Genomic DNA, 23,941 nt, shown 5'->3' on the forward strand with positions numbered 1-23,941 from the left:
TCAGGTCTTCTTGCGGAACCGCGCCACCGCCAGCGGCGCGGTGACCAGCGTGATGCCGGCCGACCAGGCGAGGGTCATCCACACCGAGTGCGCGACCGCACCGCCGTTGACCAACGCGCGGGCCGCGTCCGCCAGATTGGACAGCGGGTTGACCTTGGTGAAGTTCTCCAGCCAGCCCGGCATCGTGGTGGGCTTGGCGAAGATCGAACTGCCGAACTGCAACGGCATCAGGACCAGCATCGCGACCCCCTGGACCGCCTGGGCCGTCCGCATGGTCAGCCCGAGCAGGATGAAGATCCACATGAGCGAGGCACCGAAGACGGCCGACAGGCCGATGGCCGCCAGCAGGTGCATGACGTCGGTGTGGATGGTCAGGCCCAGGGCGAAGCCCATGCCCAGCAGGATCGCGATGGCGATCAGCATCCGTCCGACCTCGACGACGATCTTGGCGATCAGCACCGAGGACCGCGCGATGGGCATCGTGCGGAACCGGTCCATGACCCCCTTCTTGAAGTCGTCGTTGATCCCGGTCCCCACCGCCATGGAGATGTTCATGCCCATCATGGCCATCAGGCCGGGGATCACGTAGTTGACGTACTCCTGCTGGTGGCCCTTGCCGGAGACCGCGCCGCCGAAGACGTACACGAACAGCAGGGTGAAGATCACCGGCATCAGCAGGGCGTCGAACATCGACTCCGGGTCCTGCTTGATCTGGAGCATGTTGCGGCGCGCCAGGGCGCCGATGTGCCGCAGGTTGGCCCGCAGGCCGATCCTGCCCTCGCCGGCCGCGGCCGGCTTCGCGACGGGAACCGTCGCGGTGGCCGCGCTCATACCGTCACCTCCACGTTGGTGTCGTCGTGCTGGTCGTCGTGCTGGACGGGCCCGGCGCCGTGCGCGGTACCGGCGGCCTCCGCCTCGCCGGTCCCGCTGTCGGCCGGCTTGCCGGTGATGGCCAGGAACACCTCGTCCAGGCTGGGCAGATGGGTGTCGATGTGGGCGATGCCGAAGCCGCGCGCGGCCACCAGGCCGACCACCGCGGTCAGTTGCTCGTCGGTGAGGATCGGCACGCTCACCAGGCCCTCCGCCGGGTCGGCGGTGGCGCCGGCGATGCCGTCCAGGCCCGCCTCGCCGATCGCGGCGGCCATCGGGCCGGCCTGCTCCGGGTCGGTCGGCCGGATCTGCAGGGTGCGCCCGCCCACCCGGGACTTCAGCTCGGCCACCTTGCCGTTGGCGATCACCCGGCCGCGGTCGATGACCGTCAGCTCGTGCGCGAGCTGCTCGGCCTCCTCCATGTACTGGGTGGTGAGCAGCACGGTCGCGCCGTCGGCGACCATCCGCTGCACCTCCTCCCACACCTCGTTGCGGGTGCGGGGGTCCAGGCCGGTGGTCGGCTCGTCCAGGTAGAGCACCGCGGGGCGGCCGATCATGCTGGCCGCGAGGTCCAGGCGGCGGCGCATGCCGCCGGAGTACTGCATCGCCGGGCGCTTGGCGGCCTCGGTCAGAGAGAAGCGCTCCAGCAGGTCGTCGGCGCGGCCCCAGGCGTCCTTGCGGGACAGGTCCAGCAGCCGGCCGATCATGTAGAGGTTCTCCCGGCCGGACAGCTTCTCGTCCACCGAGGCGTACTGCCCGGTCAGGCCGATCACCCGGCGCAGCTGGCGGGGCTGGGTGAGCACGTCGTAGCCGGCGACCCGGGCGGTGCCCGCGTCGGGCTGGACGAGCGTGGAGAGCACCCGCACCAGAGTGGTCTTGCCGGCGCCGTTCGGGCCGAGCACGCCGAGCACCGTGCCCTGGCGCACCTCGAGGTCCACCCCGTCGAGGGCCTTGGTCTGGCCGTAGTGCTTGACCAGCCCGCGCACCTCGACCGCGGCGGTCCCGCCGTTGTCAGTCAGTCGTCGCGTTGTCATGGCATCCACGATGACGGCGCCCGCCGACAGCGCACCGACATGCCGCCGACAAGGCTGTGACCTGCGCGTATAGGCGCCCTGTCGGTGCTGCGGCGGCCCGTTTCGGCAGGCGTGTCGGCGGGGCGTGCCGGCAGGCGTGCCGGCCGGGCGGCCGGTCGCGGCCCGCTACGCGGCGGCCGGCACCGCCACCAGCACCGCGCCCTGCTGGGTGCGGACCTCCCAGGAGCTGATCTCGCCGCGGTGCAGGCCGGTCGCGCCGTGCACGGTCAGCGGGGTGGGCTGCGCGCCGGTGCCGTAGCCGGCGTCCGGCACCGACCAGGTGGCGACGGTCTGGGCGCCGCCGTCACGGCCGACCGCGACGAGACTGCAGGTCAGCGGGCCGTGGACGCCGGTGAGCCGCAGGTCGACAGCCGTGCCCCAGCCCTTGTCGGCGACCCCCACGACCGCCGACGCTCCGGTTGCCGGATTGCTCGCGGAGACCCGGTCGGCGGCGAACGACGGCGCCGCGGCGGGCGAGCCGCCCCCGCCCTCGGTGGCCAGCACCGCGACCGCGGGGCCCCCGGCGACCAGGACCGCGGCGGCCGCGACCGCCACCAGCCGCCGCTTCCGGCGCCTCCTGCGCTCGCCGGCGACCTGCGCGAGCAGCCGGTCCAGCAGGGCGTCCCCGCTTGGCGGCGCGGCGAACGCGACACCGTCCTGCCGGACCTCCTCCAGGACCGGCAGCACCCCGCTCAGCTCGTCCAGCGCCTCGCCGCACTCCTCGCACCCGGCCAGGTGGTCCTCGAACGCCGCCATCTCCGCGTCGTCCAGGGCCCCGAGCAGATAGGCGCCCACGTCCACGTGCGGGGTCGTCATGAGGTGGTCACCCCTCTCTCCTCCAGCGCGTTCCGCAGGGCGCGCAGCGCGTAGAACACCCGGGACCGGACCGTGCCCGCCGGCAGCCCGAGCTCCTCGGCCGCCTCGTTGACGGTACGGCCGCGGAAGTACGTCTCCACCAGCGCCTCCCGGTGCGCCGCCGACAGGTCCTGCAGGGCGTCCGAGATCGTCATCAGCCGCAGTGAGCGGTCGAGTTCGTCGCGGGCCGGCAGCTGCTCCAGGGCGGCGGGAGAGGTCTCCTGCGGGCGGGCCTGGCGGCTGCGGTGGCCGTCGATCACGATCCGCCGGGCGACCGTCACCAGCCAGGGGCGCAGCGAGCGGGCCGCGGGGTCCAGCCGGGAGGCGCTCTTCCAGGCGCGCAGCAGCGTCTCCTGCACCACGTCCTCGGCGAGGTAGCGGTCGCCGGCCACCAGTTTGAGCACGTAGGCGAAGAGCGCACCGGCGTGCTCCCGGTACAGCGCCCGCATCAGCTCCTCCTCCGGCACCGGTTCTGCCGGTCCGGGGGAGCCGGAGGGGGGAGGTCCGTCCACGGCGGCATCCTGCCGCAGCCGCCGCGCCGGGTCGAGGTCGCGTATCGCCGTTCGAGACGCCGCAGGTCCGGCGGGCTCGGCCACCACGGGCTCAGGCCCCGGCCGGAACGCGGCCGCGGCAGGCGGGCGGCCGGGCGCCGGCGGACACGGGGCGGCCGCCGCCCGGTGCGGGGCGGCAGGAGGCCGGGACGGCCGGGACGGCGGTCGGGCGGTGCGCGGGCAGGGCGGTCATGGCGGCTTCCCGTTCGTGCGGTGGTCGCCGCCGCGGCGGCGCTCACCGACAGATACGCACCGCACGCCCGGATGTCTCACCATCCGCGGTGAAGGATCCGGAATCCGGACGGCCGCACGGGTGCGGGGAGACCGCGGGAACCGGGCCCGGTCGGACCGGGCCCGGTCCGGTGGGCGGTCAGCCCCGCCGGACGCCCGGGCGAGCAGGACGCTCACGCGCGCGGGGCGTCCGGCCGGGCGGAGCCTCAGTGGAAGGTGTGCTCCTCGGCGGGGAACGCCCCGCCGACGACCTCACCGGCGAACGCCTTCGCGGCGTCCCCGAGGGTCTGCCGCAGGTTCGCGTACTGCTTGGTGAAGCGCGGCACCTTCCCGCTGGTCATCCCCGCCATGTCGGTCCACACCAGGACCTGCGCGTCGGTGTCGGGGCCGGCGCCGATGCCGACGGTCGGGATGTGCAGCGAACGGGTGACCTCGGCCGCGACCTCGGCCGGGACCAGCTCCAGGACCACGGCGAAGGCGCCGGCCTCCTGGGCGGCCTTGGCGTCGCGGACCAGCCGGTGGGCGGCCTCGTCGCCGCGGCCCTGGACGCGGTAGCCCAGGGTGTTCACGGACTGCGGGGTCAGCCCCAGGTGGGACATCACCGGGATGCCGGCCTGGACCAGCGCCTCGGTCTGGGCGAGCGAACGCTCGCCGCCCTCCAGCTTGACCGCCCCGACCCCGGCCTCCTTGACCAGCCGGGTGGCGCTGCGCAGCGCCTGGACGGGGCCCTCCTGGTACGAGCCGAAGGTCAGGTCGCCGACGATCAGCGCCCGGCTGGTGCCGCGGACCACCGCGGCCGACAGCATCGCCATGTGGTCCATGGTGACCGGGACCGTGGTGTCGAAGCCGAGGTGACAGTTGCCCATCGAGTCCCCGACCAGCAGCACCGGGATCCCGGCCTCGTCGAAGACCGACGCGGTCATCGCGTCGTACGCGGTGAGCATCGGCCACTTCTCGCCGCGCTCCTTGGCGGCGGCCAGGTCGTGGACGGTGACCCTGCGGTTGCGGGTGCCGCCGTACAGCGCCTTGGGGCTCTCGCCCCGGTCGCCGTTCGACGGTTTCCGGGCAGCCTGAAGTTCCGTCATGGTGACGAGCTCCTTCACGTCATCTCGAGGCGCCCTGACGGCGTCCCCGGACCACTTCCATGCTGGCACGGGTGGCCGGGTCCCGAAAGAGCAGGGGGGCGAGACGGGGGGCACAGCGCTCCTGGCGTGCGGGGACGCGGCCGCGTGCTCCGCCGTTCGGGGATCCGGGCGGCGGCGGCGCGCCGGGACGGCCGCGCAGGCTTTACCCGAGCTTTGCGATACGAGACGGGTCCGTATCGTAAATCGGCTACGCTGGCGGGTATGGCAGCGACATCCGCGACACCGATAGCGACCGTGCCCGAGGCGATCCATCGCCGGCGCTGGGCGATCCTCGCCGTACTGCTGTTCAGCCTCCTCGTGGTGGTGCTGGACAACTCGATCCTCAACGTGGCGATGAAGACCATCGCCCAGCCGTCCCCGAAGGGCCTGGGAGCCACCCAGAGCCAGCTGGAGTGGGCGATCAACTCCTACACGCTGGTCTTCGCGGGGCTGCTGTTCACCGCGGGCCTTCTCGGCGACCGCCTCGGCCGCAAGAAGGTGCTGCTGTTCGGCATGGTCGTCTTCGGCGCCGGTTCCGCGCTCTCGGCGTTCGCCGGCTCGGCGGGTGAACTGATCACCTACCGCGGGGTGATGGGCCTGGGCGGCGCCTTCATCATGCCGGCCACCCTGGCCATCATCATGAACGTCTTCGAGCGCCACGAGCAGCCGCGGGCCATCGGCATCTGGGCCGGCGTCGTGGGCCTGGCGATCGCGATCGGCCCGATCACCGGCGGCCTGCTGCTCCAGCACTTCTGGTGGGGCTCGGTCTTCCTGGTCAACGTGCCGATCGTGATCGCCGGCCTGGTCGCGATGTTCCTGATCGTGCCCGACTCCAAGGACCCGCGGCCGGGACGCCTCGACCCGGTCGGCGTGCTGACCTCCATCGCCGGCCTCGTCCTGCTGATCTACGGCATCATCAAGGGCGGCCAGTACGGCGACTTCACCCGTCCCGAGGTGTGGGCCACGGTCCTGGCCGGCCTCGTCGTGATCGGCGGCTTCGTCTGGTACGAGGCGCGCATCGACCACCCGGCCCTGGACGTCGGCTACTTCAAGAAGCGGCAGTTCTCCGCCTCGGTGGCGGCGATCGGCCTGGTCTTCTTCGCGCTCATGGGCGTGACGTTCTTCATCGTCTTCTACACCCAGTCCGTGCGCGGCTACAGCGCCCTGCAGTCCGGTCTGCTGCTGCTCCCGCTGGCCGCCGCGCAGATGGTGTTCGCCCCGCGGGCCCGGCTGCTCGTCGACCGGTTCGGCGCGCGCGTGGTGTGCACCGCCGGCATGGCCCTGACCGGTCTGTCCTTCCTCGGCTTCCTGATGCTCGGCCAGTCCACCCCGATCTGGGTGCTGGAGGTGCTGTTCTTCCTGATGGGCACCGCCATGGCGCACGTGATGCCGCCGGCCACGGTCATGATCATGTCGTCGCTGCCCCGGGAGAAGGCGGGTTCCGGTTCCGCGGTGAACAACACCTTCCGCCAGGTCGGCGGCGCCCTGGGCGTGGCCGTGCTGGGCTCCCTGATGTCGACGCTCTACCGCAACGGCATCAAGGACCACCTGGGCACCGTGCCGGCGCCCGCGCGGCACTCCGCCGCCGAGTCGATCGAGGCTACGCTGGGGGTCGCGGAGAAGATGGGCCCCCGGGGCCAGGCCCTGGTCCAGCCGGCGAACGACGCGTTCCTGCACGCGATGCACATCACGGCCGCCGCCTCCGCGGGCGTCGCGCTGTTCGGCGCGCTGGTCGCGCTGGTGTTCCTGCCGGCCAAGGAGGCCCCGGCCGCCGCCCCCGGCGGTGGTTCCGAGGAGCTGGAGATGGCGGGTGCGAAGCAGTGACGACGGTGGGTGCCCAGCGGTGACCACGAAGGATCCGGACACCGCGGCCGAGCCCGCGCGCCCCTGCGCCACGCGCCGCGGGCGGCCGCGGGACGCCGCGGTCGACGGCGCCGTCACCGACGCCGTGCTCCGGCTGGTGGGGGAGGGCGCCAACCTCGCCGAGCTGACGATGGAGGGCATCGCCCGCGCCGCCGGCGTCGGCAAGGCCACCGTCTACCGGCGCTGGCCGAACAAGGACGCCCTGCTCCTCGACGTCGTCGCGGTGATCGACGCCGTGCCGCCGGCCGACGGGGCCGGCGGCACCGGCGACTTCCGCGACGACCTGATCGCCGCCGTCGACTACATCCGGCGGCGCGGCCTGGCCAAGCGCGAGTCGGCGCTGATGCGGTCGATGCTGGCGCAGGTGCAGAGCAACTCCGTGCTGTGGCGCCGCTACCACGACACGGTCATCGCGGCCCGCCGCCAGATGATGGTGGACCTGCTGGAGCGCGGCATCGCCTCCGGCCACATCCGCAAGGAGCTGGGCGCCGACCTGGAGTTGCTGGCCGACCTGGTGTCCGGCCCGGTGCTGGCCAGGGCCACCCTGCGCCCCGAGGCGCCGCTGCCCGACGACCTGGCAGAACGCGTCGTCGACACGCTGCTGGAAGGGATGCAGCCGCGCGACTGAGCGGTCACCGGCCCCGCCCGGCGTTGTGTGCCCGTCCTGTCACAGTCCCACCCGAACGCACCACACCGCGGAACCCGCCGCCCCCCGCCACCCGTCGCTCTTCATGACGACCCCGTAGGGTCGGCAGAGCACCCGGCACGGCAGCGAGGTTCATCGATGACCCAGGCGCACAGCAGCACGGACGCAACCGAGGACGACGGCACCACGCCGTACCCCGGGGCCGCGGCCGGGGTGCGCGGCCGGTTCACGGCGGGATTCCTGCGGTGGTGGCGGCCGCGGGGCATGTGGCGGCGCGGGACGGTCACCGCGGCGGTCGCCGTCCTCCTGGCGTTCCTGCTGTTCCTGCACGCCGACGTGCCCAACCGGATAGGGAACCTCGGCAGCCTGCTGGAGACGTTCCTGCCGTGGCTGGGCCTGGTGGTGCCGGTGCTGCTCGCCGTGGCGGTGGTCCGCCGGTCGGCGACCGCGCTGATCGCGGTGCTGCTGCCGGCCGTGGTGTGGCTCAACCTGTTCGGCGGGCTGATCGGCAGCAAGTCCAAGCCGGGCGGCGACCTGACGGTGCTCACCCACAACGTCAACGCCGGCAACCCCGATCCCGACGGCACCGCCCGCGACCTGATCGCCGCCCGCGCCGACATCGTGGCGCTGGAGGAGCTGCCGGACAGCCAGCAGGCCCGGTACGCGCGGGACCTGGCCGCCGCGTACCCGTACCACTCGCTGCAGGGCACGGTCGGCCTGTGGAGCAAGTACCCGATGCACGGCGTGCGTCCGGTGGACATCAAGATGGGCTGGACCCGGGCGATGCGGGCCGCGGTGACCACCCCGCACGGCCAGGTGGCCGTGTACGTGGCCCATCTCCCGTCGGTGCGGGTCAAGTTCGACGCCGGCTTCACAGCGGGCCAGCGGGACCAGGCCGCCGAGGCGCTCGGCCAGGCCATAGCGTCCGAGCCGCTGAACAGCGTGGTGCTGCTCGGCGACCTCAACGGCACGATGAACGACCGGGCGCTGGCGTCCGTCACCTCGCAGATGCGGTCCACGCAGGGCGCGGCGGGGAACGGCTTCGGGTTCAGCTGGCCGGCGTCGTTCCCCATGGCCAGGATCGACCAGATCCTGGTCAGGGGCGTCGACCCGCGGTCGTCGTGGACCCTGCCGAAGACGGGCAGCGACCACCTTCCGGTCGCCGCCCGCCTCCAACTGCCGTGACGCGTCCGGCACTCGGCGCTCGATCGCGCGCCGGGGCGGGTGCGGCGCGCCCGCCGGGACCGGTGCGACGCAGCCGTCCTACCCGGCCGCCCTACGCGGGGTGCTCGCCCTCGCGCCAGCGGTTGGTGATCGGCAGCCGCCGGTCCTTGCCGAAGCCCTTCGCCGAGATCTTCGTGCCCGGCGGGTACTGGCGGCGCTTGTACTCGGCGCTGTCGGTGAGCTTGAGGATCCGCGTCACCAGCTCCGCCGGGTAGCCGGCCGCGATGATCTCCTCGCGGCCCTGGTCCCGGTCGACGTACAGCTCCAGCACGCGGTCCAGCATGTCGTAGTCGGGCAGCGAGTCGGTGTCGACCTGTCCCGGGCGCAGTTCGGCGCTCGGCGGCTTGGCGATGGAGTTCTCCGGGATCGGCGGGACCTCGCCGTGGGCCTCGGCGTCGGCGTTGCGCCAGCGGGCCAGCCGGAAGACCGTCGTCTTGTAGACGTCCTTGATCGGGCCGTAGGCGCCCACCGAGTCGCCGTACAGGGTGGAGTAACCCACCGCCAGCTCGCTCTTGTTGCCGGGCGCGAGCACGATGTGGCCCTCCTGGTTGGAGATGGCCATCAGCGTCACGCCGCGCAGCCGGGACTGCAGGTTCTCCTCGGCCAGGCCGGTGAGCCCCAGCGACCCCATGTACGCGTCGAACATCGGGGCGATCGGCACGGTGCGCAGGTGCAGGCCGGTGCGGCGGGCGAGTTCGGCCGCGTCGCCCTTGGAGTGGTCCGAGGAGTACGCGGACGGCATCGACACGCCGAACACGTTCTCCGCGCCCACCGCGTCGCAGGCGATCGCGGCGACCAGCGCGGAGTCGATACCGCCGGACAGGCCGATCAGCACCGAGCGGAAGCCGTTCTTCGCGACGTAGGCGCGCAGGCCGGTGACCAGCGCGGCGTACACCTCGGCGTCGTCGCTCAGGTGCTCGGTCTCGGTGCCGGTGAACTCCGGGGTGTACGGCGCGACCGGCTCGGCCGACAGCGTCACATGGCGGATCTCCAGGCCGTCGTCCACCCGCCCCGACGGCACGGCGTCCGGTGCGGCCGGCAGGTCGAGGTCCAGCAGCACGCACTGCTCGACGAACTGCGGGGCCCGCGCGATGACGTCGCCGCGCTCGGAGACCACGATGGTGTCGCCGTCGAAGACCAGCTCGTCCTGGCCGCCGACCATCGCCAGGTACGCCAGCGTGCAGCCGGCCTCCTGCGCGCGCTTGCGGCACAGCTCCAGGCGGGTGTCGTCCTTGTCGCGCTCGTACGGGGAGGCGTTGACGGACAGCAGCAGCCCGGCGCCGGCCGAGCGGGCGGCCGGCACGCGGCCGCCGTCCTGCCACAGGTCCTCGCAGATGGCCAGGGCCACGTCCACGCCGCGGACCCGGACCACCGGCATGGTGTCGCCGGGCACGAAGTAGCGGAACTCGTCGAAGACGCCGTAGTTGGGGAGGTGGTGCTTGGCGAAGCGCAGCGCGACGCGGCCGCCGTGCAGCACCGCCGCGCAGTTCTGCGGGGCGCCGGCCGGCTGCCCGTACTTCGGCTGGGCGTTCTCGCTGCGGCCGAGGTAGCCGACGACGACCGGCAGGTCGCCGAGGCCCTCCTCGTCGAGCCGGCGGGCCAGGTCCACGAGGGCGGCCCGGCTGGCCTCCACGAAGGAGGACCGCAGCGCGAGGTCCTCCACCGGGTAGCCGGTGAGCATCATCTCCGGGAACGCCACGAGGTGCGCTCCCTGTGCCGCGGCATGCCGGGCCCAGCGCAGCACGGCCTCCGCGTTCCCGTCGATGTCGCCGACAGTCGAGTCGATCTGGTTCAGGGCGATCCGTAGTTGAGGCACGCCCCCAGTGTAATCGTCACTCCGACGCGATGTCGCTGTCGCAACGGTCACACGACGGTCCGGCTCCGCCGGGGAGCGGCCGTCAGGACGCGGACGGGACGTGGCGCGCCGCGGTGTGTCGCGCCAACGTGCGAAGCCTTGCGAAGTAGGCCGCGCAGTACTCGTCCTCGATCAGAGGTACGACCTTGTCGAGGCCGGCGACGCAGGCCCAGAGGATGGCTATGTCATCGGCGTCCAGTCCACCGGCGAGTTCTCTGATGACGACTCCGGCGACGTCGGCGTCCACGAGGACCAGCTCCACGCCCGCGATGTTCACACCGCGGAAGCCCGGCGGATAGGGGGCGTGCCGGTGCTCCTCCCACAGCTCGATGAGCCGCCTCCCGGGTGCGGTGCGAGGGCCCGGCGGCGTCATGGGCAGGGAAGAACCGACGGGCGGCCGCTGGTGCGGGTCGGCAAGGTCCGCCGTCGTCATGCCGTGGCCGTGGCGAGCATGTGGGAGCTCGCCGCGAGGAGGTCCGGGTACGGGTCTGCCAGGCGGGCGGCGGTCAGGGCGGCCTGGAACATGGGGGAGTCCAGTAGCGGGGTGCCGGTGTGCTGCTCCGCGGCCTTGAGGAGGGACCACGCCGGGCCTTCGATGCCGTGCACCGCGACGTCGTGGAGTCCGGCCGCCGCCATCTCCTCGGCCAGGCCCTCGGCGGTGTGGAAATAGGCGGCGGTGAAGCCCTTGCGCCCGGGCTCGTGGCGGCCGGTCACCAGGATGTCGGCGACCGCTTCCCGCACCGGTTCGCGGGTCAGGAAGGTGGTGGCGGTGTGCTCGAAGAGCGACGCGTAACGGCCGATCGCCGCTGCCGCCACGAGACCGCCCGGCTTCACCACGCGCCGGGCCTCGGCCAACGCCCGGTCCCGGTCGGCCCGTTCCAGCAGGTGGTAGAGCGGGCCCAGCAGCAGGACGACGTCGTACGAGTCCGTCTCGGCCCGCAACTCCCTTGCGTCGCCCGTCTCGGCGGTGCACCCCGTGGCCGCGGCCTGCTCGACGTGGCGGGCCACCGGATCCACCAGGTGCACGCGGTGGCCGTCGGCGACCAGCCAGGCCGCGTGAACGCCAGGGCCGCCGCCGACGTCCAGGACGTCGGCAGGCGCGGCGGGCAGCGCCGCGCGCAGGATCTCCTGGGTGCGGACCAGTTCGAGCCCCCCGTCGGCCGTCGTGGTCAGCCGGGCGGACTCGTCGAAGGTCTCGGTGTAGAACTCGATGATCTCAGGCGCCACTTGGGGTGAGAGGGTCATGCGAGCGATGCTCTACCCTGACCGGTCAACCTGTCCACCGAGTGAAAGCGCGACTCATGCCGAAACTCAAGTACGAGCAGATCGCCGACTCTCTGCGGAACCGGATCGCCGAGGGGGAGTTCGGTTCCGGGGCGTTGCTCCCCTCCGGGCGGGACCTCTGCGAGCAGTGGGGTGTTTCGCGCGCCACCGTGATCAAGGCCATGGAGGTCCTGCGGGGCGACGGTCTCGTCGCGGCCCGGCACGGACAGGGTTTCCGTGTCGTGGAGACACCGCTGGCGAGGCCGGCGGGGCGGCGCCTGGCCGGTTCCCCGCGGACGCGCGGTGGCCGCCCCTTCCGGCGGCTCGGCGCCCCGGCCCGTGAGGTCCCGCCGGAGGGGGTCTCGGCGGCTCTCGGCCAGGCGGCGGGTGCGCCCGCGCTGCGGCGGGACCGCATGGTGCTCTCCGCGGAAGGGTCGCCGTTCTCGCTGGTCAGCGCCTGGTTCCCGGCCGATGTGGCGGATCGGGCGCCGCGTCTTGCGCAGCGCGGACCGATCGCCGAGGGCACGACGCACTACGTTGCCAGGGAGACCGGGCGCAGTCCCGCCCGGGGCCGGGACGTCACGACGGTACGAACCGCCACCGCGCGGGAGGCCCGGAGCCTGGAGCGCTCGGACCCGCTGACCGTGGTGGTCGTCCTGCATACCGCGTACGACGCGGCGGACGCTCCGCTGGTCGTGGAGGAGGGTGTGACGCCCGCCGATCTCTGGGAGTTGGTCGACGACTACCCGATGGGGGAAGGGAACTGACGATCGCTTGACTGGACCGGTCAACCGGTCCAATCTCTAGGGGTGCGGTAACAGCCGTACCCCCGGCTGTCGTTGAGCCGGTGTGATCACTTCGAGTGCGCCCGTGGTCCCTTCGGCATGCCCGCGCGCGGACGCTCTCTGTCATGAGAGGTGCTGTCGGTGACCTTTGACGCCCAGGCCCCCGCTGCGGGCTTACCGGTCGTGGTGCGGCGGCTGTTCGAGGCCGAGCCGCAGTCGGTCCACGCTGCACGGGAGTTCGCGGCGGCGGCCCTGGACTGCTGGGGGCCGCTGAGCCGGACCGAGGACGTGCGGCTGTGCGTGTCGGAGCTGGCGTCGAACGCCCTGACCCACGGCACGAGCCGGGACCACTGCTTCCTGGTCGTCCTCGACCACGACGGCACCCGCGTGCGGGTCGAGGTCCACGACAGCCGTGGGCGCGACGAGGGGGCGGAGCCGAAGGTGCGGCGGCCCGGGGAGGGCGAGACCCGGGGGCGGGGGCTGCTCATCGTGGACGCGGTGGCGGACCGCTGGGGGGTCGAGGCGCGCGAGCCGCTGGGGAAAGTCGTGTGGGCGGAATTCGGGGGCGCGCGGGAAAGGTGACAGAAGGTGTCGTGATGGGGCGGCATCGTCGAGGGATGGACAACGACAGCAAGCAGCAGGACGCAGGACGCGACGGGGCGCTCAAGGGGCGGGTCGCGGTGGTGGCGGGGGCCACCCGGGGGGCCGGGCGGGCGCTCGCGGTGGAGCTGGGGCGCTCGGGAGCGCTGGTGTACGTGACCGGGCGGACCACGAGGGAGCGGGCCAGCGAGGTCGGGCGGACCGAGACGATCGAGGAGACGGCGGAGCTGGTGACGGCCGCCGGCGGCACCGGGATCGCCGTGCCCACCGACCACCTCGACGAGGAGCAGGTGCGCGCGCTCGTCGCGCGGATCGACCGCGAGCAGGGGCGGATCGATATCCTCGTCAACGACCTGTGGGGCGGCGAGCACCTGCTCGTCGACTCCGTCTTCGGCAAGAAGAGCTGGGAGACGCCGCTCGCCTCCGGCCTGCGGATCCTCGAACTGGGCGTGCGCTCGCACGTGATCACCGCGGCCCTGGCGCTGCCGCTGCTGATCCGCTCGGACGCGCCGCTGCTGGTGGAGGTCACCGACGGCACCGCCGCCTCGAACCGCCGCTACCGCGAGAACCTCTACTACGACCTCGCGAAGAACGCCCCGATCCGGATGGCGTTCGGCCTGGGCGAGGAGCTGGCGGAGTACGGCGGCACGGCGGTCGCGGTGACGCCGGGGTTCCTGCGCTCGGAGCAGATGCTCGCCCACTTCGGCGTCACCGAGGACAACTGGCGCGACGCGGTCGCCCGCGAACCGGACTTCGCCATCGCCGAGTCCCCGTACTACCTCGCCCGCGGAGTCGCCGCGCTCGCCGCCGATCCCGAGCGTGCGGCCCGCTGGAACCGCGGGTCCGCCTCCAGCACGGACCTCGCCCGGGCGTACGGCGTCACCGACCTGGACGGCAGCCGGCCGGACGCCTGGGGCTACATCGAGGACGTCCGGTACAACGGGATGGACCGCACGGCGGACGACTACCGCTGACCACCGGGGTCGCCGGACTCCGCCGAGTCCGGCGGCCCGTCCCCGTACAGCCCGGCCAGGCGCACCGCGTGCGCCCGGAACCGCGCGCGCAGGCCCGCGGGAGCCAGCACCTCCGCGTCCGCGCCCAGCCCGACCAGCTGCGCGAAGGCGACCTCCTCGGACTCCACCGGCAGGTCCAGAGTGACCCGCCCGGCGGCGTCCGGCGCGGTCGCGGAGGCCAGCGCCTTGCCGGCCCCGGCCGGGTCCGCCACGGCCGGCAGCCGGTCCAGGCCGGACCTGGTCAGCCGCACGGTCACCGTCGTGCGCAGCAGCGTGCGGGCGAACGCCGCGGAGTGCGCCTGCCAGTGGGCGGACAGGTCGAATGACGGGTCGCGGACGAACGGTTCGCCGGCGCCCGGCGCGGCGGACAGGGCGGTGACGCGGTCGACCCGGTAGGTGCGCCAGCCCCCGCTCGCGCGTCCGTTCCCGTCTCCCTTCCCGCCTTCGTTCCCGCTTTCGTTCGCGCCCTCGTTCCCGCCTCCGTCCCCGGCGCGCTCCGCGCCCGAGGTGCCGTCCGGGACACGGCCGACGACGTACCAGACGCCCGCCTTGAGGACGAGCCCGTACGGCTCCAGCCGCCGGGTCACCGCGCGGGCCGCGGTGCCGTCCCGCGCGGGCCGCGCGTAGGTCAGCTCGACGGTGCGGTCGGCCCAGACGGCGCGGGCGAGTTCGGGCAGCAGCTCCGGTGCGGACGGCTCCCGGAACCACGCCGGCGCGTCCAGGTGGAAGCGCCGCGCCGACGACTCGGCCGCCGCGCGCAGCGACGGCAGCAGGGTGGCCGACAGCTTCAGCCGCGCGGTGTCCGCCGCGTCCGACAGCCCGAGGTCCCGCAGGGCCGCGGGCAGCCCGGACAGGTAGAGGGTCTCCGCCTCCGTGGGGTGCAGGGTGGTGAGCCGGGTCCGGTAGCCCGGCGCCAGGCGGTAGCCGCCCGCCCGGCCGCGGTCGGCCCGGATCGGCACCCCCGCCTCCTGCAGCGCCTGCGCGTCCCGGATCACCGTCCGCTCGGACACCTCCAGCTCACGGGCGAGAGCGGACGCGGTGAGGCCGGGACTCGACTGCACGAGAAGCGCCATACGGATCAGACGGGCGGCACGCATGCCCCCAGCATCGCGAACCCCGCGACCCTTCGCCGCCCCACCCCCGGCCCGTGGGCGACGGACAACCCCCGGCCCGCGCGACGAAGATAAGACCGCGGGCAGGACGCCACCCCGCGCAGAACCCGGCCACCCCGCGCGCCGAAGCGCGCGGCCGGTCACCCCCCGGTCGCGCGCTCCTCCCCGTCGCCCGTCTCGCGCAGCGCGCCGCGCAGGACCTCAGCCTCTGAGCCAGACCGCCGTGTCCGACGGCAACCGGCCGTCGTCGGTCAGCTCGCCGGAGACGAGCAGGACGGCGGTGTGCGCCGGGAGTTCCGCGGGGGACGCACCCAGGTTCACCACGCAGACGAAGTCGCCGTCGCGGCGGAACGCGAGCACCTCGGGGGAGCTGTCGAGCCAGCTCATCGGGCCGTCGCCGAGGCCGGCCTCGGCGGCCCGCAGCCGCAGCGCCGCCCGGTAGAGGGACAGCATCGAGGCGGGGTCGGCGGCCTGGACCTCGGCGGTGCGCTCCGCCCAGTCCGCCGGCTGCGGAAGCCACGGCGCCGCGGCGCCCTCGGGGCTGAACCCGAAGGGCGCGGCGCTGCCGGACCACGGCAGCGGCACCCGGCAGCCGTCCCGCCCGGGGTTGGTGCCGGCGGAGCGCAGGTACATCGGGTCCTGGAGCTTGTCCAGCGGGATGTCCTCGGCCTCGGGCAGGCCCAGCTCCTCGCCCTGGTAGAGGTAGACGGAGCCGGGCAGTGCGAGCGTCAGCAGGGCGGCGGCGCGCGCCCGCCGGGTGCCGAGCGCCAGGTCGGTCGGGATGCCGAAGGCCTTCGTCGCGAAGTCGAAGCCGGTGTCCGCGCGTCCGTAGCGGGTCACCGTCCGCGTGACGTCGTGGTTGCACAGCACCCAGGTCGCCGGCGCGCTCACCGGCGCGTGCGCGGCAAGCGTCACGTCGATGGAGGTCCGCAGGCGGTCGCGCTCCCAAGGGCAGGCGAGGAAGTCGAAGTTGAAGGCCGTGTGCATCTCGTCGGGCCGCAGGTAGCGCGCGAAGCGCTCGGCGTCCGGCAGCCACACCTCGCCGACCAGGATGCGCGCGCCCGGGTAGGAGTCGGCGATCCGCCGCCAGCCGCGGTAGATGCCGTGCAGCTCGTCCCGGTCGATGTACGGGTGCGGGGCCGCGGGGTCGGCGGTGAGGTCCGGCAGGGCCGGGTCCTTCCAGACCATCGCGGCGGAGTCGATGCGCACGCCGCCGGCGCCGCGGTCGAACCAGAAGCGCAGGATGTCCTCGTGCTCGGCGCGCACGTCGGGGTGGTTCCAGTTGAGGTCCGGCTGCTCGGAGTCGAAGAGGTTCAGGAACCAGTCGCCGGGGGTGCCGTCGGGGTCCGTGGTCCTGGTCCAGGCGGGGCCGCCGAACTGCGACGGCCAGTTGTTGGGCGGCAGTTCACCGTGCTCGCCGCGTCCCGGCCGGAACCAGAACCGGTCGCGGGCCGGGCTGCCGGGGCCCGCGGCCAGCGCCTCGCGGAACCAGGGGTGCGCGGCGGAGATGTGGTTCGGCACCACGTCGATGACGGTCCTGATGCCCAGCGCCAGGGCCTCCGAGATCAGCTTCTCGGCCTCGGCGAGGGTCCCGAACACCGGCTCGACGTCCCGGTAGTCGGCGACGTCGTAGCCGCCGTCGGCCATCGGCGACGGGTACCACGGGCAGAACCACAGCGCGTTGACGCCCAGCTCGGCCAGGTACGGCAGGCGGGACCGCACCCCGGCGAGGTCGCCGGTCCCGTCGCCGTTGCTGTCGGCGAAGCTCCGCGGGTAGATCTGGTAGATGACCGCGCCGCGCCACCAGTTCTCGTCGGCCTCGGGCTGAGGGGTGTCTGCCACGTCAACGTCCTTTCGGGCAGGTGGGACCCCGCCGCCGGCCCCGGATGGCGGGGAAAATCGGTAGGAAGGACCGGCGGCGGAGTGCTGTGGGGTGGTGCGTTACGTGAGGCGTGCGGGCCGGCGCAGGAACGGCGCGGGGATCAGCCCTTGAGGCTGCCCGCGGTCAGGCCGGACATGATGTTGCGCTGGAAGAGCAGGAAGATCAGCAGGGTCGGCACCGCGGAGATGGCGAGCGCGGCGATGAGCACGTTCTCCGGTACGCCCTGCGACAGCGAGCGGATGCCGATGTTGATGGGCTGCTTCTGCGGGTCGGGCTCGACCAGCATCGGCCAGAGGAAGTCCTTCCAGACGTTCACCACGGCGAAGATCGAGACCACGCCCAGGATCGGCCGCGACATCGGCAGCACGATCGACCACAGGGTGCGCAGCGGGCTGGCACCGTCGATCGCGGCGGCGTGCATCAGGTCCTCGGGGATGGAGTCGAAGAACCGCTTGAGCAGGAAGATGTTGAAGCCGTTGGCGACGGTGGGCAGCCAGATCGCCCACGGGGTGCCGATCAGGTTGACGTGCAGCACCGGCAGGTCCAGCACCGTCATGTACTGCGGGACGATCAGCACGGTCGCCGGGATCATCAGGGTGGCGAGCATCGCGCCGAGGATCACCTTGCCCAGCACGGGCCGCAGCTTGGAGATGGCGTAGGCGGCGGCCACGTCGAAGACCAGTTGGAAGGCGAGCGCGCCGAACGCGTAGTACAGCGTGTTGAACAGCAGCCGGGCGAGCTTCAACTGGCTCCACGCCGTGTGGTAGTTGGACGCCTTAGGGTGGTGCGGGAAGAACGTCGGCGGGTTCGCCACCACTTCGGACGCGGACTTGAAGCCGCCGGTCGCCATCCAGTACAGCGGTCCGAGGAAGACCAGCGTGAAGACGACGAGGACGAAGGCCAGCACGATCCGGTAGACCAGCTTCCCCCTGGGCCGGTTGAGCGTGGCCGGGGATATCAGGGTCCGGTTCTGCGGAGTGAAAGACGCTGCCATGATCTGTTTCCCTTCCTTCCTCAGTCGCTGTTCCGGTTCAGGCGCGCGTACACGCCGGAGAACGCGGCGAGTACGAGCAGCAGGAAGAGACCCAGTGCCGCGGCACTTCCGAAGTTGTTGTAGCTGAAGGCGTACTGGTAGACCATGTAGACCACGGTCATGGTGGAGTTCTGCGGACCGTTTCCGCCGGTGAGCAGATAGACGTTGGTGAATTCCTGCATGGTCGCCACGATCTGCAGGAGCAGCATCATCGACAGCACCAGCCGGGTCTGCGGGATGGTGACGTGCCAGATCTTGCTCCACAGGCCGGCGCCGTCCAGGTCGGCGGCCTCGTACAGCTCACCGGGGATGTTCTGCAGCGCCGCCAGGTAGATCAGCGTGGCGCTGCCCATGTTCATCCAGGTGGCCGCGATGACCACCGAGATCATCGCGGTGTGGGACGAGTCCAGCCATTGCGAGGTCGGCAGGTGGAACGCCTTCAGCACATGGTTGAAGAGCCCGTAGTCGGGATTGTAGAAGTACTTGAAGAGCAGTACGCCGGCGACCGGCGGGAGCATCACCGGCAGGTACACCAGAATGCGCAGATAAGCCTGCGCGTGCCGCAGTTCGTTGAGCACGATGGCGACCACGAACGGCACCACGAAACCGATCACCAGCGCGTAGAGCGTGAACTGCGCGGTGTTCTTCCACGCGGTCCAGAAATACGGGTCGTGGTACACGCGGTCGAGGTTCCTGAATCCCACCCAGGAGGTGACGCCGCGCTTCTTCTCCTGGAAGCTCATGATGAACTCGCGGACCATCGGGTACCACGAGAACATCAGGAAGCAGAGCACCGCTCCGATGAGGAACCCGTGCGCCTGGAGGTTCTGCCGCAGTTTGCGGCCGCGCCCGGTGCCGGTCGGCCGGCCGGCGGTCCGCGGCCGCCCGGCGTGGGCCTTGGTGGTGTGCTCGGGGACGGTCGTCGCCGCCATGGGTGCTCCTCGACTGGGGAGAAGATGTGCTGTGCGGTCCGGGGCCGCGCGCGGGGGCCGGTCGGCGACCGGCCCCCGCGCGGGGCAGTGCTGTTACTGGCTGGCTGCCAGCAGCGAGTTGACCTGCGTCTCGGCGGTCGAGAGCAGCTTGGAGATGTCCGCGTTCTTGTTGGTCAGCACACCGGACATCACGGTGTCGAGCACGGTGTAGATCTTCTGGGCGTTCGGCGGCTCGGGGAGCACCGGCACCTGCGCGTCCACGTAGGTCTTGAAGTTGTCGACCGGCACGGTGGCGCTGGCGGTCTTCGTCTCGGTGTCCTTGGCCTTGGAGGCGCCGGTGAAGAAGAAGGGCTGCGGCAGGCCGACGGGCAGGCCGTCCGCCTTGTTCCGCGGGTAGTTGAACTGGCCCTTCTCCAGGGTCAGGTACTTGAAGTTGATCCAGGCGATGCCGGCCTTGATCTGGTCGGGCGTGGCCGACTTCTTGAACATGTAGTCGGCGCCGCCGAACAGCGCGGTCTTGCCGCCGGGGATCGGCGCCATGCCGATGTCGTCGAACTTGGCCTTGTACTGCTGGACGACCAGCGGGATGTCGTCGGGAGCGCCGACGTACATGCCGATCTTGCCGGTGCCCATGGCCTTCTGGACGTCGCCCCACTGCAGACCCGGGGTGGCCGGCATGGACTTGTCGGTCCAGCGCATGTCGTGCAGCGTCTGCAGCACGCCCTTGGTCTGGTCGTCGTTGAACGCGGCCTTCTGGCCGCTGTCGTCGACGGCCTTGCTGCCCACGCCGTACATCTCCGACACCAGGTGCCAACCGCCCTGGTTGCCGGCGCTGTTGTCCATGTAGCCGTTGATGCCCTTGCTGCCCAGCTTGTCCTGGATCACCTTGGCGTCCTGGCGGACCTCGTCCCAGGTGGTCGGCGGCTTGTTGGGGTCGAGGCCGGCGTCCTGGAAGATCTTCCGGTTGTAGATCAGGCCCATCTGGTAGTTGGACGTGGGCAGGCCGTACAACTTGCCGCTGTCCTTGAGGACGTTGAGGACGCCGGGGTCGATGTCCTTCAGGTTCGGGACCGTCTTGTCGTTGACGTACGCGCTGATGTCCGCCGCCTGGCCGGCGTCGAGCACCTGCTGCAGGTCCGTCATGTAGGTGTAGAAGGCGTCCGTCTCACTGCCGGCCTGCAGCATGGCGGTGAACTTGGCCGGGTCCTCGCACGGGAACGCGTCCTTGCTCTTGACCGTGACGTTCGGGTACTGCTTGTTGAACTCCGCGACGTCGTCGATCCACTGCTTGCGCTCGGCCGCCTTGGTCGTCGGCGGCTCGCAGTCGACGGAGATCGAGACCTTGGTCTTCGGGTCCAAGGGGGTTCCGGCGTCGGAGCTGGCCGCCTTGCTCCCCGTGTTGTCCTTCTTGCTGTCGGAGCACGCGGCACCGGTCAAACCGATCCCCGCGACCAGGGCGACTGCCACAAGTCTGCGGTAGCCGATTCTGCTCATGTCTCAACCCTTCCCCTGAACCACTGCGCGTCGTTGGACTGCGATCTGGGACCCCCGCGGCATGTGATGCACATGATGTCCGGCGTCGGTGTGCGCCGCCGTCCCGGGTTGGCTCAACGTACTGAACCCGATAGATGTCCGCAAGATGTCGCGTGAATTTCGCAAAGACACGACTCGGTTACGACGTGCGCAGCGGGCTTCCCTGCAGCGTGCAAGGCGGCCGGGACCCGGGGAAACGCAACGGCGCCGGGGTCGGGAACCTGTGTCCCGATCCCGGCGCCGCTGCCGGTCGACGGCCGCCGAAGCTGTTCGTCAGGCGTTCGTGCGCGCCTCCGGGTGCGGGATGCGGGCCGGGTGCGGAGCTGGTCCGGTGGAGCCGCGGACCACCAACTCCGGCTCGAAGAACAGCTCGTCGTGGTCCACCTTGGCGCCGCTGATCTCGCCGGCCAGCAGGTCCACGGCGGCCCGGCCCATCGCCTCGATGGGCTGCCGCACGGTGGTCAGCGGCGGCTCGGTGCAGTTCATCAGTGACGAGTCGTCGTATCCGATCACCGACACGTCCTCGGGTACCGACAGTCGGCGGCGGCGCGCGGCCCTGATCGTGCCCAGTGCCAGCAGGTCGGAGGCGCAGATGAAGGCCGTGATGCCGCGGGCCAGCAGCCGGCTCGCCGCGGCCTGGCCGCCCTCCAGGGTGAACAGCGCGTGCTCGACGGTCACCGACGGGTCGACCCGGCGGGCCGCGGCCAGCTTGCGCCGCGACGGCACGTGGTCCGGCGGGCCCAGGACCAGCGCGATCCGCTGGTGGCCCAGCGAGATCAGGTGGTTCATGGCCTGCTCGACCGCCACCGCGTCGTCGCAGCTGACCCGCGGGAAGTCCAGGTGGTCGATCGCCGCGTTCATCAGCACGGTCGGCAGGTTGCGCTCGGCCAGCCGCGCGTAGTGGTCGTGCGGGGACTCGGCCTGGGCGTACAGGCCGCCGAAGAAGACCACGCCCGACACGTGCTGCTGCAGCAGGAGTTCGACGTAGTCGGCCTCGGAGACCCCGCCGGCGGTCTGGGTGCACAGCACCGGCGTGAAGCCCTGCTGGGCCAGCGCGCCGCCGACGACCTCGGCGAAGGCGGGGAAGATCGGGTTCTGCAGCTCGGGCATGACCATGCCGACCAGCCGGGCGCGCTCGCCGCGCAGCTGGGTGGGCCGTTCGTATCCGAGCACGTCAAGGGCGGTGAGGACCGCGGCCCGGGTGGCGTCGGAGACGCCCGGCTTCCCGTTCAGCACCCGGCTGACGGTGGCCTCGCTCACCCCGACCTTCTTTGCCACCTCGGCAAGTCGTCGTGTCATGGCGTCGATTCTAGTACAGACACCGCAAGATTCTTGCGCCCAATTTGCGGGATCTCTGCAAGCCGTCCCGAAATTACGGGATCCCCTCGCCCAATTGCCCCCTGGCCGCCCCGCCGGATCCCCCAGCTTGCAAGCCCCGCACCCCGCCCACCCCACCCACCCCCGCCCCCCATGACACCCCTTGCAAGCCGGTTTCGCCGCCTGCGTGGACCCTCGGGCGCCCCTGTACTACCTGTCTGGGGTGCCCCATGGGCCCGCACCAATGCTCCCGGGGACGCCGGCGTAGGCATCGAGCCAAAGGGCCCGCCGGTGTCTAGAGGGTGGGGGTACCTCCCAGGCGAAGCTCTGGGGAGCGCGCAGTGAGCGCAGCGAGCGAGCACGATCGACCGGCAGACACCGGGCTTAAGGGCCCGGCGGCGAGAGGCCGGCAAAAAGGGCCAGGACGTCCACCCTGCCAGCTACGGCAACCGGTCACGTCCAGCTGCTGCGTTGACCTCCCCATGCTCCCGCAGGTACAGCGCCCGCAGGGCGATCTCGGTGGCGAAGCGGTCGTCGGGGTCGTTGAGGCGTTCGCCGAAGGCGCGGTCCAGGATGCGCAGGCGGTAGCGGACGGTCTGCGGGTGCACGCCGAGCAGGTCGGCGACCTGGGCGGCGGTGCCGCGGGTGGTGAGCCAGATCCGCAGGGTGTCGATGAGCCGGGTGCGCTGCGTGGCCGTCAACCCGACGAGCGGGCCGAGGTACTTGCGGGTGAGCTGGTCCACCAGCGCGGGATCGCCCAGCAGCCACAGCGGCAGCAGGTGGTCCTCGCTCAGCGCGACGCCGTTGTCCTCGATCACTCCGGACTCGGAGAGCGCCAGGGTGTGCCGGGCCCAGCGCAGCGAGTCCGCCGCCTCGCCGAGCGGCACTGTCAGCCCGACCGCCGCCCGGTTGCCGGCCAGCGCCGCGGTCAGACAGGCGCGGCGGTCGGCGGTGAAGGGGCCGGGCACCAGTAAGTGCGGCTCGGGGTCGGCGAGGTCGGCGAGCACGTCCCGGTCGAGCAGTGCCCGCGACGGGTGGGCCTCGGGGCCCAGTGCCACCAGCGTCACCTCGTCCGGCAGCGGCCAGGCGGAGTGCTCGGCGAGTTCGGCGAGGGCGCTGCGGGCGACCGCGGCGCCGCCGAGGATGCGGCGCAGCAGCCGCCGGCGCCGGTTGTCCGGTTCCTCGCCGAGCTCGGCGAGCGCCTGCTCGTAGCCCTCGCGGGAGAGTTCGGCCAGGTCGCCCATGTAGGCGAAGAGGGCGTCGGCGAAGGTGAGCATGAACGACGCGGAGAGGTTGTAGCGGCGGCCGACGGTGCGCACCCTGCGCAGCGCGACCTGGCAGCCGATCCGGTACGCGGCCTGGAGCGAGTCCAGGCTCCGGCCCTCGTACGCCTCGAACCGGCCGAACTGGCGGCACAGGTCGTCGCGCAGGGCGCTGGTGGCGGTCGGGGCGGCCACCCGGTCGACGAAAGCGGCGATGCTCTGCTCGATACCGAATTTGATCACCCGGCCGTTGGGGCCGTCCAGCAGCACCCCGTATTCGGGGATCGCCGCGACGATTTCAGCCGCCATCTCTTTTAAAAGACCGGGCAGTTCGGGTCGCATGACCGCGGCGAACTCCCGTGGAATCGGACCCATCGGTTCCGCTTGTTCCGGGGTCTGCCGCATTACGGCCATCCCCTCCCCCTTCCCGGACGCGGCATTGCGTCGGTGACGTTGCTGCAACATAGACCACGCGAGCACGGAGCGCAGCACCCCGGACACGGAAACGTTGTCTCAGGCATCTGATCAGCGCATGCCTGGCGGTGCGTGGGGGGAGGTGTTCCCGGTGTCGCCGCTGCTGCGGCCGCTGCCGGGCTCGCGGGACCGGGTCGGCACCGTGGCGCAGACCGTACCGCGACGGGCGGGGCGCGGGTAGCGGGAACCGTCCCGGAGCGGGATCTTGCGCACCTTCTTACAAAAACGCCCGGGCGGCTGTTGCCGCGGTGACAAAGAATTACCCGGCAGTAGGGTCCGGTACAGAATCTTGGCGCGGATTATTGCGCCCCTGGGTTACCCGTGCGTAACGTCCAGCTCCGCAAGGGCAACCGACCGGATTCGGTACCCACGTTCCAGGTAGTGAGCCGCAGCCGAATTCCCGCCCCAGCAGCGGGGATCCGGTTTATCGAGCACGTCAACTC

21 protein-coding genes are annotated in these 23,941 nt (G+C 71.9%); 6 read left to right on the plus strand and 15 right to left on the minus strand.

What is annotated here, in order from left to right:
• From ACH4TG_RS01845 to panB, 5 genes are all read right to left on the minus strand, one after another.
• Nucleotides 1-831, minus strand: coding sequence for an ABC transporter permease (locus ACH4TG_RS01845; RefSeq protein WP_398239750.1), 831 nt, complete (start codon nucleotides 829-831; stop codon nucleotides 1-3).
• Nucleotides 828-1,904: an ATP-binding cassette domain-containing protein gene (locus ACH4TG_RS01850; RefSeq protein ID WP_398239752.1), complete on the minus strand. Its 1,077-nt coding sequence runs from the start codon at nucleotides 1,902-1,904 to the stop codon at nucleotides 828-830. Before ACH4TG_RS01850 ends, ACH4TG_RS01845 begins: the two co-directional genes overlap by 4 nt.
• A 165-nt stretch (nucleotides 1,905-2,069) precedes the next feature.
• Nucleotides 2,070-2,759 (minus strand): anti-sigma factor family protein, encoded by a 690-nt coding sequence (locus ACH4TG_RS01855; protein ID WP_398239754.1) that lies wholly within the window; start codon nucleotides 2,757-2,759, stop codon nucleotides 2,070-2,072.
• Nucleotides 2,756-3,328, minus strand: coding sequence for a sigma-70 family RNA polymerase sigma factor (locus ACH4TG_RS01860; protein WP_398240450.1), 573 nt, complete (start codon nucleotides 3,326-3,328; stop codon nucleotides 2,756-2,758). The genes ACH4TG_RS01855 and ACH4TG_RS01860 overlap by 4 nt, the downstream gene beginning before the upstream one ends.
• Nucleotides 3,329-3,786: 458 nt before the next feature.
• The gene (gene panB / locus ACH4TG_RS01865; protein WP_398239756.1) at nucleotides 3,787-4,665 is read right to left on the minus strand and encodes a 3-methyl-2-oxobutanoate hydroxymethyltransferase; all 879 of its coding nucleotides are present in this window, start codon (nucleotides 4,663-4,665) and stop codon (nucleotides 3,787-3,789) included.
• A gap of 261 nt (nucleotides 4,666-4,926) precedes the next feature.
• On the opposite strand from panB, the gene ACH4TG_RS01870 reads away from it, so the two are divergent.
• The 3 genes from ACH4TG_RS01870 to ACH4TG_RS01880 all read left to right on the plus strand — a co-directional run bounded on the left by ACH4TG_RS01870 (nucleotide 4,927) and on the right by ACH4TG_RS01880 (nucleotide 8,398).
• Entirely contained in the window at nucleotides 4,927-6,528 is a 1,602-nt protein-coding gene (locus ACH4TG_RS01870) for an MFS transporter (RefSeq protein WP_398239758.1), read from the plus strand.
• Nucleotides 6,529-6,547: 19 nt separating this feature from the next.
• Nucleotides 6,548-7,195 (plus strand): TetR/AcrR family transcriptional regulator, encoded by a 648-nt coding sequence (locus ACH4TG_RS01875; RefSeq protein ID WP_398239760.1) that lies wholly within the window; start codon nucleotides 6,548-6,550, stop codon nucleotides 7,193-7,195.
• A gap of 282 nt (nucleotides 7,196-7,477) precedes the next feature.
• The gene (locus ACH4TG_RS01880) at nucleotides 7,478-8,398 is read left to right on the plus strand and encodes an endonuclease/exonuclease/phosphatase family protein (protein ID WP_398240452.1); all 921 of its coding nucleotides are present in this window, start codon (nucleotides 7,478-7,480) and stop codon (nucleotides 8,396-8,398) included.
• A 91-nt stretch (nucleotides 8,399-8,489) separates the two neighbouring features.
• Here ACH4TG_RS01880 and ACH4TG_RS01885 read toward each other — a convergent pair whose 3' ends face one another.
• The 3 genes from ACH4TG_RS01885 to ACH4TG_RS01895 all read right to left on the minus strand — a co-directional run bounded on the left by ACH4TG_RS01885 (nucleotide 8,490) and on the right by ACH4TG_RS01895 (nucleotide 11,537).
• On the minus strand, nucleotides 8,490-10,253 hold the full coding sequence (locus ACH4TG_RS01885; RefSeq protein ID WP_398239762.1) for an NAD+ synthase: 1,764 nt from the start codon (nucleotides 10,251-10,253) through the stop codon (nucleotides 8,490-8,492).
• Between the two features lie 82 nt (nucleotides 10,254-10,335).
• Nucleotides 10,336-10,725 (minus strand): hypothetical protein, encoded by a 390-nt coding sequence (locus ACH4TG_RS01890; protein ID WP_398239764.1) that lies wholly within the window; start codon nucleotides 10,723-10,725, stop codon nucleotides 10,336-10,338.
• Complete coding sequence (locus tag ACH4TG_RS01895) at nucleotides 10,722-11,537, minus strand: class I SAM-dependent methyltransferase (protein WP_398239766.1); 816 nt, start codon at nucleotides 11,535-11,537, stop codon at nucleotides 10,722-10,724. The genes ACH4TG_RS01890 and ACH4TG_RS01895 overlap by 4 nt, the downstream gene beginning before the upstream one ends.
• A gap of 56 nt (nucleotides 11,538-11,593) precedes the next feature.
• On the opposite strand from ACH4TG_RS01895, the gene ACH4TG_RS01900 reads away from it, so the two are divergent.
• From ACH4TG_RS01900 to ACH4TG_RS01910, 3 genes are all read left to right on the plus strand, one after another.
• The gene (locus ACH4TG_RS01900; RefSeq protein ID WP_398239768.1) at nucleotides 11,594-12,322 is read left to right on the plus strand and encodes a GntR family transcriptional regulator; all 729 of its coding nucleotides are present in this window, start codon (nucleotides 11,594-11,596) and stop codon (nucleotides 12,320-12,322) included.
• A 159-nt stretch (nucleotides 12,323-12,481) separates the two neighbouring features.
• The gene (locus ACH4TG_RS01905; RefSeq protein ID WP_398239770.1) at nucleotides 12,482-12,922 is read left to right on the plus strand and encodes an ATP-binding protein; all 441 of its coding nucleotides are present in this window, start codon (nucleotides 12,482-12,484) and stop codon (nucleotides 12,920-12,922) included.
• A gap of 35 nt (nucleotides 12,923-12,957) precedes the next feature.
• Complete coding sequence (locus ACH4TG_RS01910; RefSeq protein ID WP_398239772.1) at nucleotides 12,958-13,914, plus strand: SDR family oxidoreductase; 957 nt, start codon at nucleotides 12,958-12,960, stop codon at nucleotides 13,912-13,914.
• Here the strand turns inward: ACH4TG_RS01910 and ACH4TG_RS01915 are convergent.
• From ACH4TG_RS01915 to ACH4TG_RS01945, 7 genes are all read right to left on the minus strand, one after another.
• Nucleotides 13,905-15,050, minus strand: a complete 1,146-nt coding sequence (locus ACH4TG_RS01915) for a helix-turn-helix transcriptional regulator (protein ID WP_398239774.1) — start codon at nucleotides 15,048-15,050, stop codon at nucleotides 13,905-13,907. The genes ACH4TG_RS01910 and ACH4TG_RS01915 overlap by 10 nt on opposite strands.
• A 216-nt stretch (nucleotides 15,051-15,266) precedes the next feature.
• Nucleotides 15,267-16,907, minus strand: coding sequence for a glycoside hydrolase family 13 protein (locus ACH4TG_RS01920; RefSeq protein ID WP_398239776.1), 1,641 nt, complete (start codon nucleotides 16,905-16,907; stop codon nucleotides 15,267-15,269).
• Nucleotides 16,908-17,047: 140 nt separating this feature from the next.
• Nucleotides 17,048-17,941: a carbohydrate ABC transporter permease gene (locus ACH4TG_RS01925; protein ID WP_398239777.1), complete on the minus strand. Its 894-nt coding sequence runs from the start codon at nucleotides 17,939-17,941 to the stop codon at nucleotides 17,048-17,050.
• A gap of 20 nt (nucleotides 17,942-17,961) precedes the next feature.
• Nucleotides 17,962-18,912 (minus strand): carbohydrate ABC transporter permease, encoded by a 951-nt coding sequence (locus ACH4TG_RS01930; protein WP_398239779.1) that lies wholly within the window; start codon nucleotides 18,910-18,912, stop codon nucleotides 17,962-17,964.
• A 93-nt stretch (nucleotides 18,913-19,005) separates the two neighbouring features.
• Nucleotides 19,006-20,406, minus strand: coding sequence for an ABC transporter substrate-binding protein (locus tag ACH4TG_RS01935; protein ID WP_398239780.1), 1,401 nt, complete (start codon nucleotides 20,404-20,406; stop codon nucleotides 19,006-19,008).
• Nucleotides 20,407-20,718: 312 nt separating this feature from the next.
• A complete protein-coding gene (locus ACH4TG_RS01940) occupies nucleotides 20,719-21,744 on the minus strand; it encodes a LacI family DNA-binding transcriptional regulator (protein ID WP_398239782.1) in 1,026 nt (341 codons plus the stop codon).
• A gap of 458 nt (nucleotides 21,745-22,202) precedes the next feature.
• A complete protein-coding gene (locus ACH4TG_RS01945) occupies nucleotides 22,203-23,438 on the minus strand; it encodes a helix-turn-helix domain-containing protein (protein WP_398240454.1) in 1,236 nt (411 codons plus the stop codon).
• Nucleotides 23,439-23,941: the final 503 nt, after the last annotated feature.

This window comes from Streptomyces sp. NPDC020917 (assembly GCF_044333795.1).
Taxonomy (GTDB): Bacteria; Actinomycetota; Actinomycetes; order Streptomycetales; family Streptomycetaceae; genus Actinacidiphila.

Coding starts and splice junctions, on each gene's coding strand:
- ACH4TG_RS01845 (WP_398239750.1), bottom strand. CDS start 831: ATGAGCGCGGCCACCGCGACGGTTCCCGTCGCGAAGCCGGCCGCGGCC.
- ACH4TG_RS01850 (WP_398239752.1), bottom strand. CDS start 1,904: ATGACAACGCGACGACTGACTGACAACGGCGGGACCGCCGCGGTCGAG.
- ACH4TG_RS01855 (WP_398239754.1), bottom strand. CDS start 2,759: ATGACGACCCCGCACGTGGACGTGGGCGCCTATCTGCTCGGGGCCCTG.
- panB (WP_398239756.1), bottom strand. CDS start 4,665: ATGACGGAACTTCAGGCTGCCCGGAAACCGTCGAACGGCGACCGGGGC.
- ACH4TG_RS01870 (WP_398239758.1), top strand. CDS start 4,927: ATGGCAGCGACATCCGCGACACCGATAGCGACCGTGCCCGAGGCGATC.
- ACH4TG_RS01880 (WP_398240452.1), top strand. CDS start 7,478: ATGTGGCGGCGCGGGACGGTCACCGCGGCGGTCGCCGTCCTCCTGGCG.
- ACH4TG_RS01890 (WP_398239764.1), bottom strand. CDS start 10,725: ATGACGACGGCGGACCTTGCCGACCCGCACCAGCGGCCGCCCGTCGGT.
- ACH4TG_RS01895 (WP_398239766.1), bottom strand. CDS start 11,537: ATGACCCTCTCACCCCAAGTGGCGCCTGAGATCATCGAGTTCTACACC.
- ACH4TG_RS01900 (WP_398239768.1), top strand. CDS start 11,594: ATGCCGAAACTCAAGTACGAGCAGATCGCCGACTCTCTGCGGAACCGG.
- ACH4TG_RS01910 (WP_398239772.1), top strand. CDS start 12,958: ATGGACAACGACAGCAAGCAGCAGGACGCAGGACGCGACGGGGCGCTC.
- ACH4TG_RS01915 (WP_398239774.1), bottom strand. CDS start 15,050: ATGCGTGCCGCCCGTCTGATCCGTATGGCGCTTCTCGTGCAGTCGAGT.
- ACH4TG_RS01925 (WP_398239777.1), bottom strand. CDS start 17,941: ATGGCAGCGTCTTTCACTCCGCAGAACCGGACCCTGATATCCCCGGCC.
- ACH4TG_RS01930 (WP_398239779.1), bottom strand. CDS start 18,912: ATGGCGGCGACGACCGTCCCCGAGCACACCACCAAGGCCCACGCCGGG.
- ACH4TG_RS01935 (WP_398239780.1), bottom strand. CDS start 20,406: ATGAGCAGAATCGGCTACCGCAGACTTGTGGCAGTCGCCCTGGTCGCG.
- ACH4TG_RS01940 (WP_398239782.1), bottom strand. CDS start 21,744: ATGACACGACGACTTGCCGAGGTGGCAAAGAAGGTCGGGGTGAGCGAG.
- ACH4TG_RS01945 (WP_398240454.1), bottom strand. CDS start 23,438: ATGGCCGTAATGCGGCAGACCCCGGAACAAGCGGAACCGATGGGTCCG.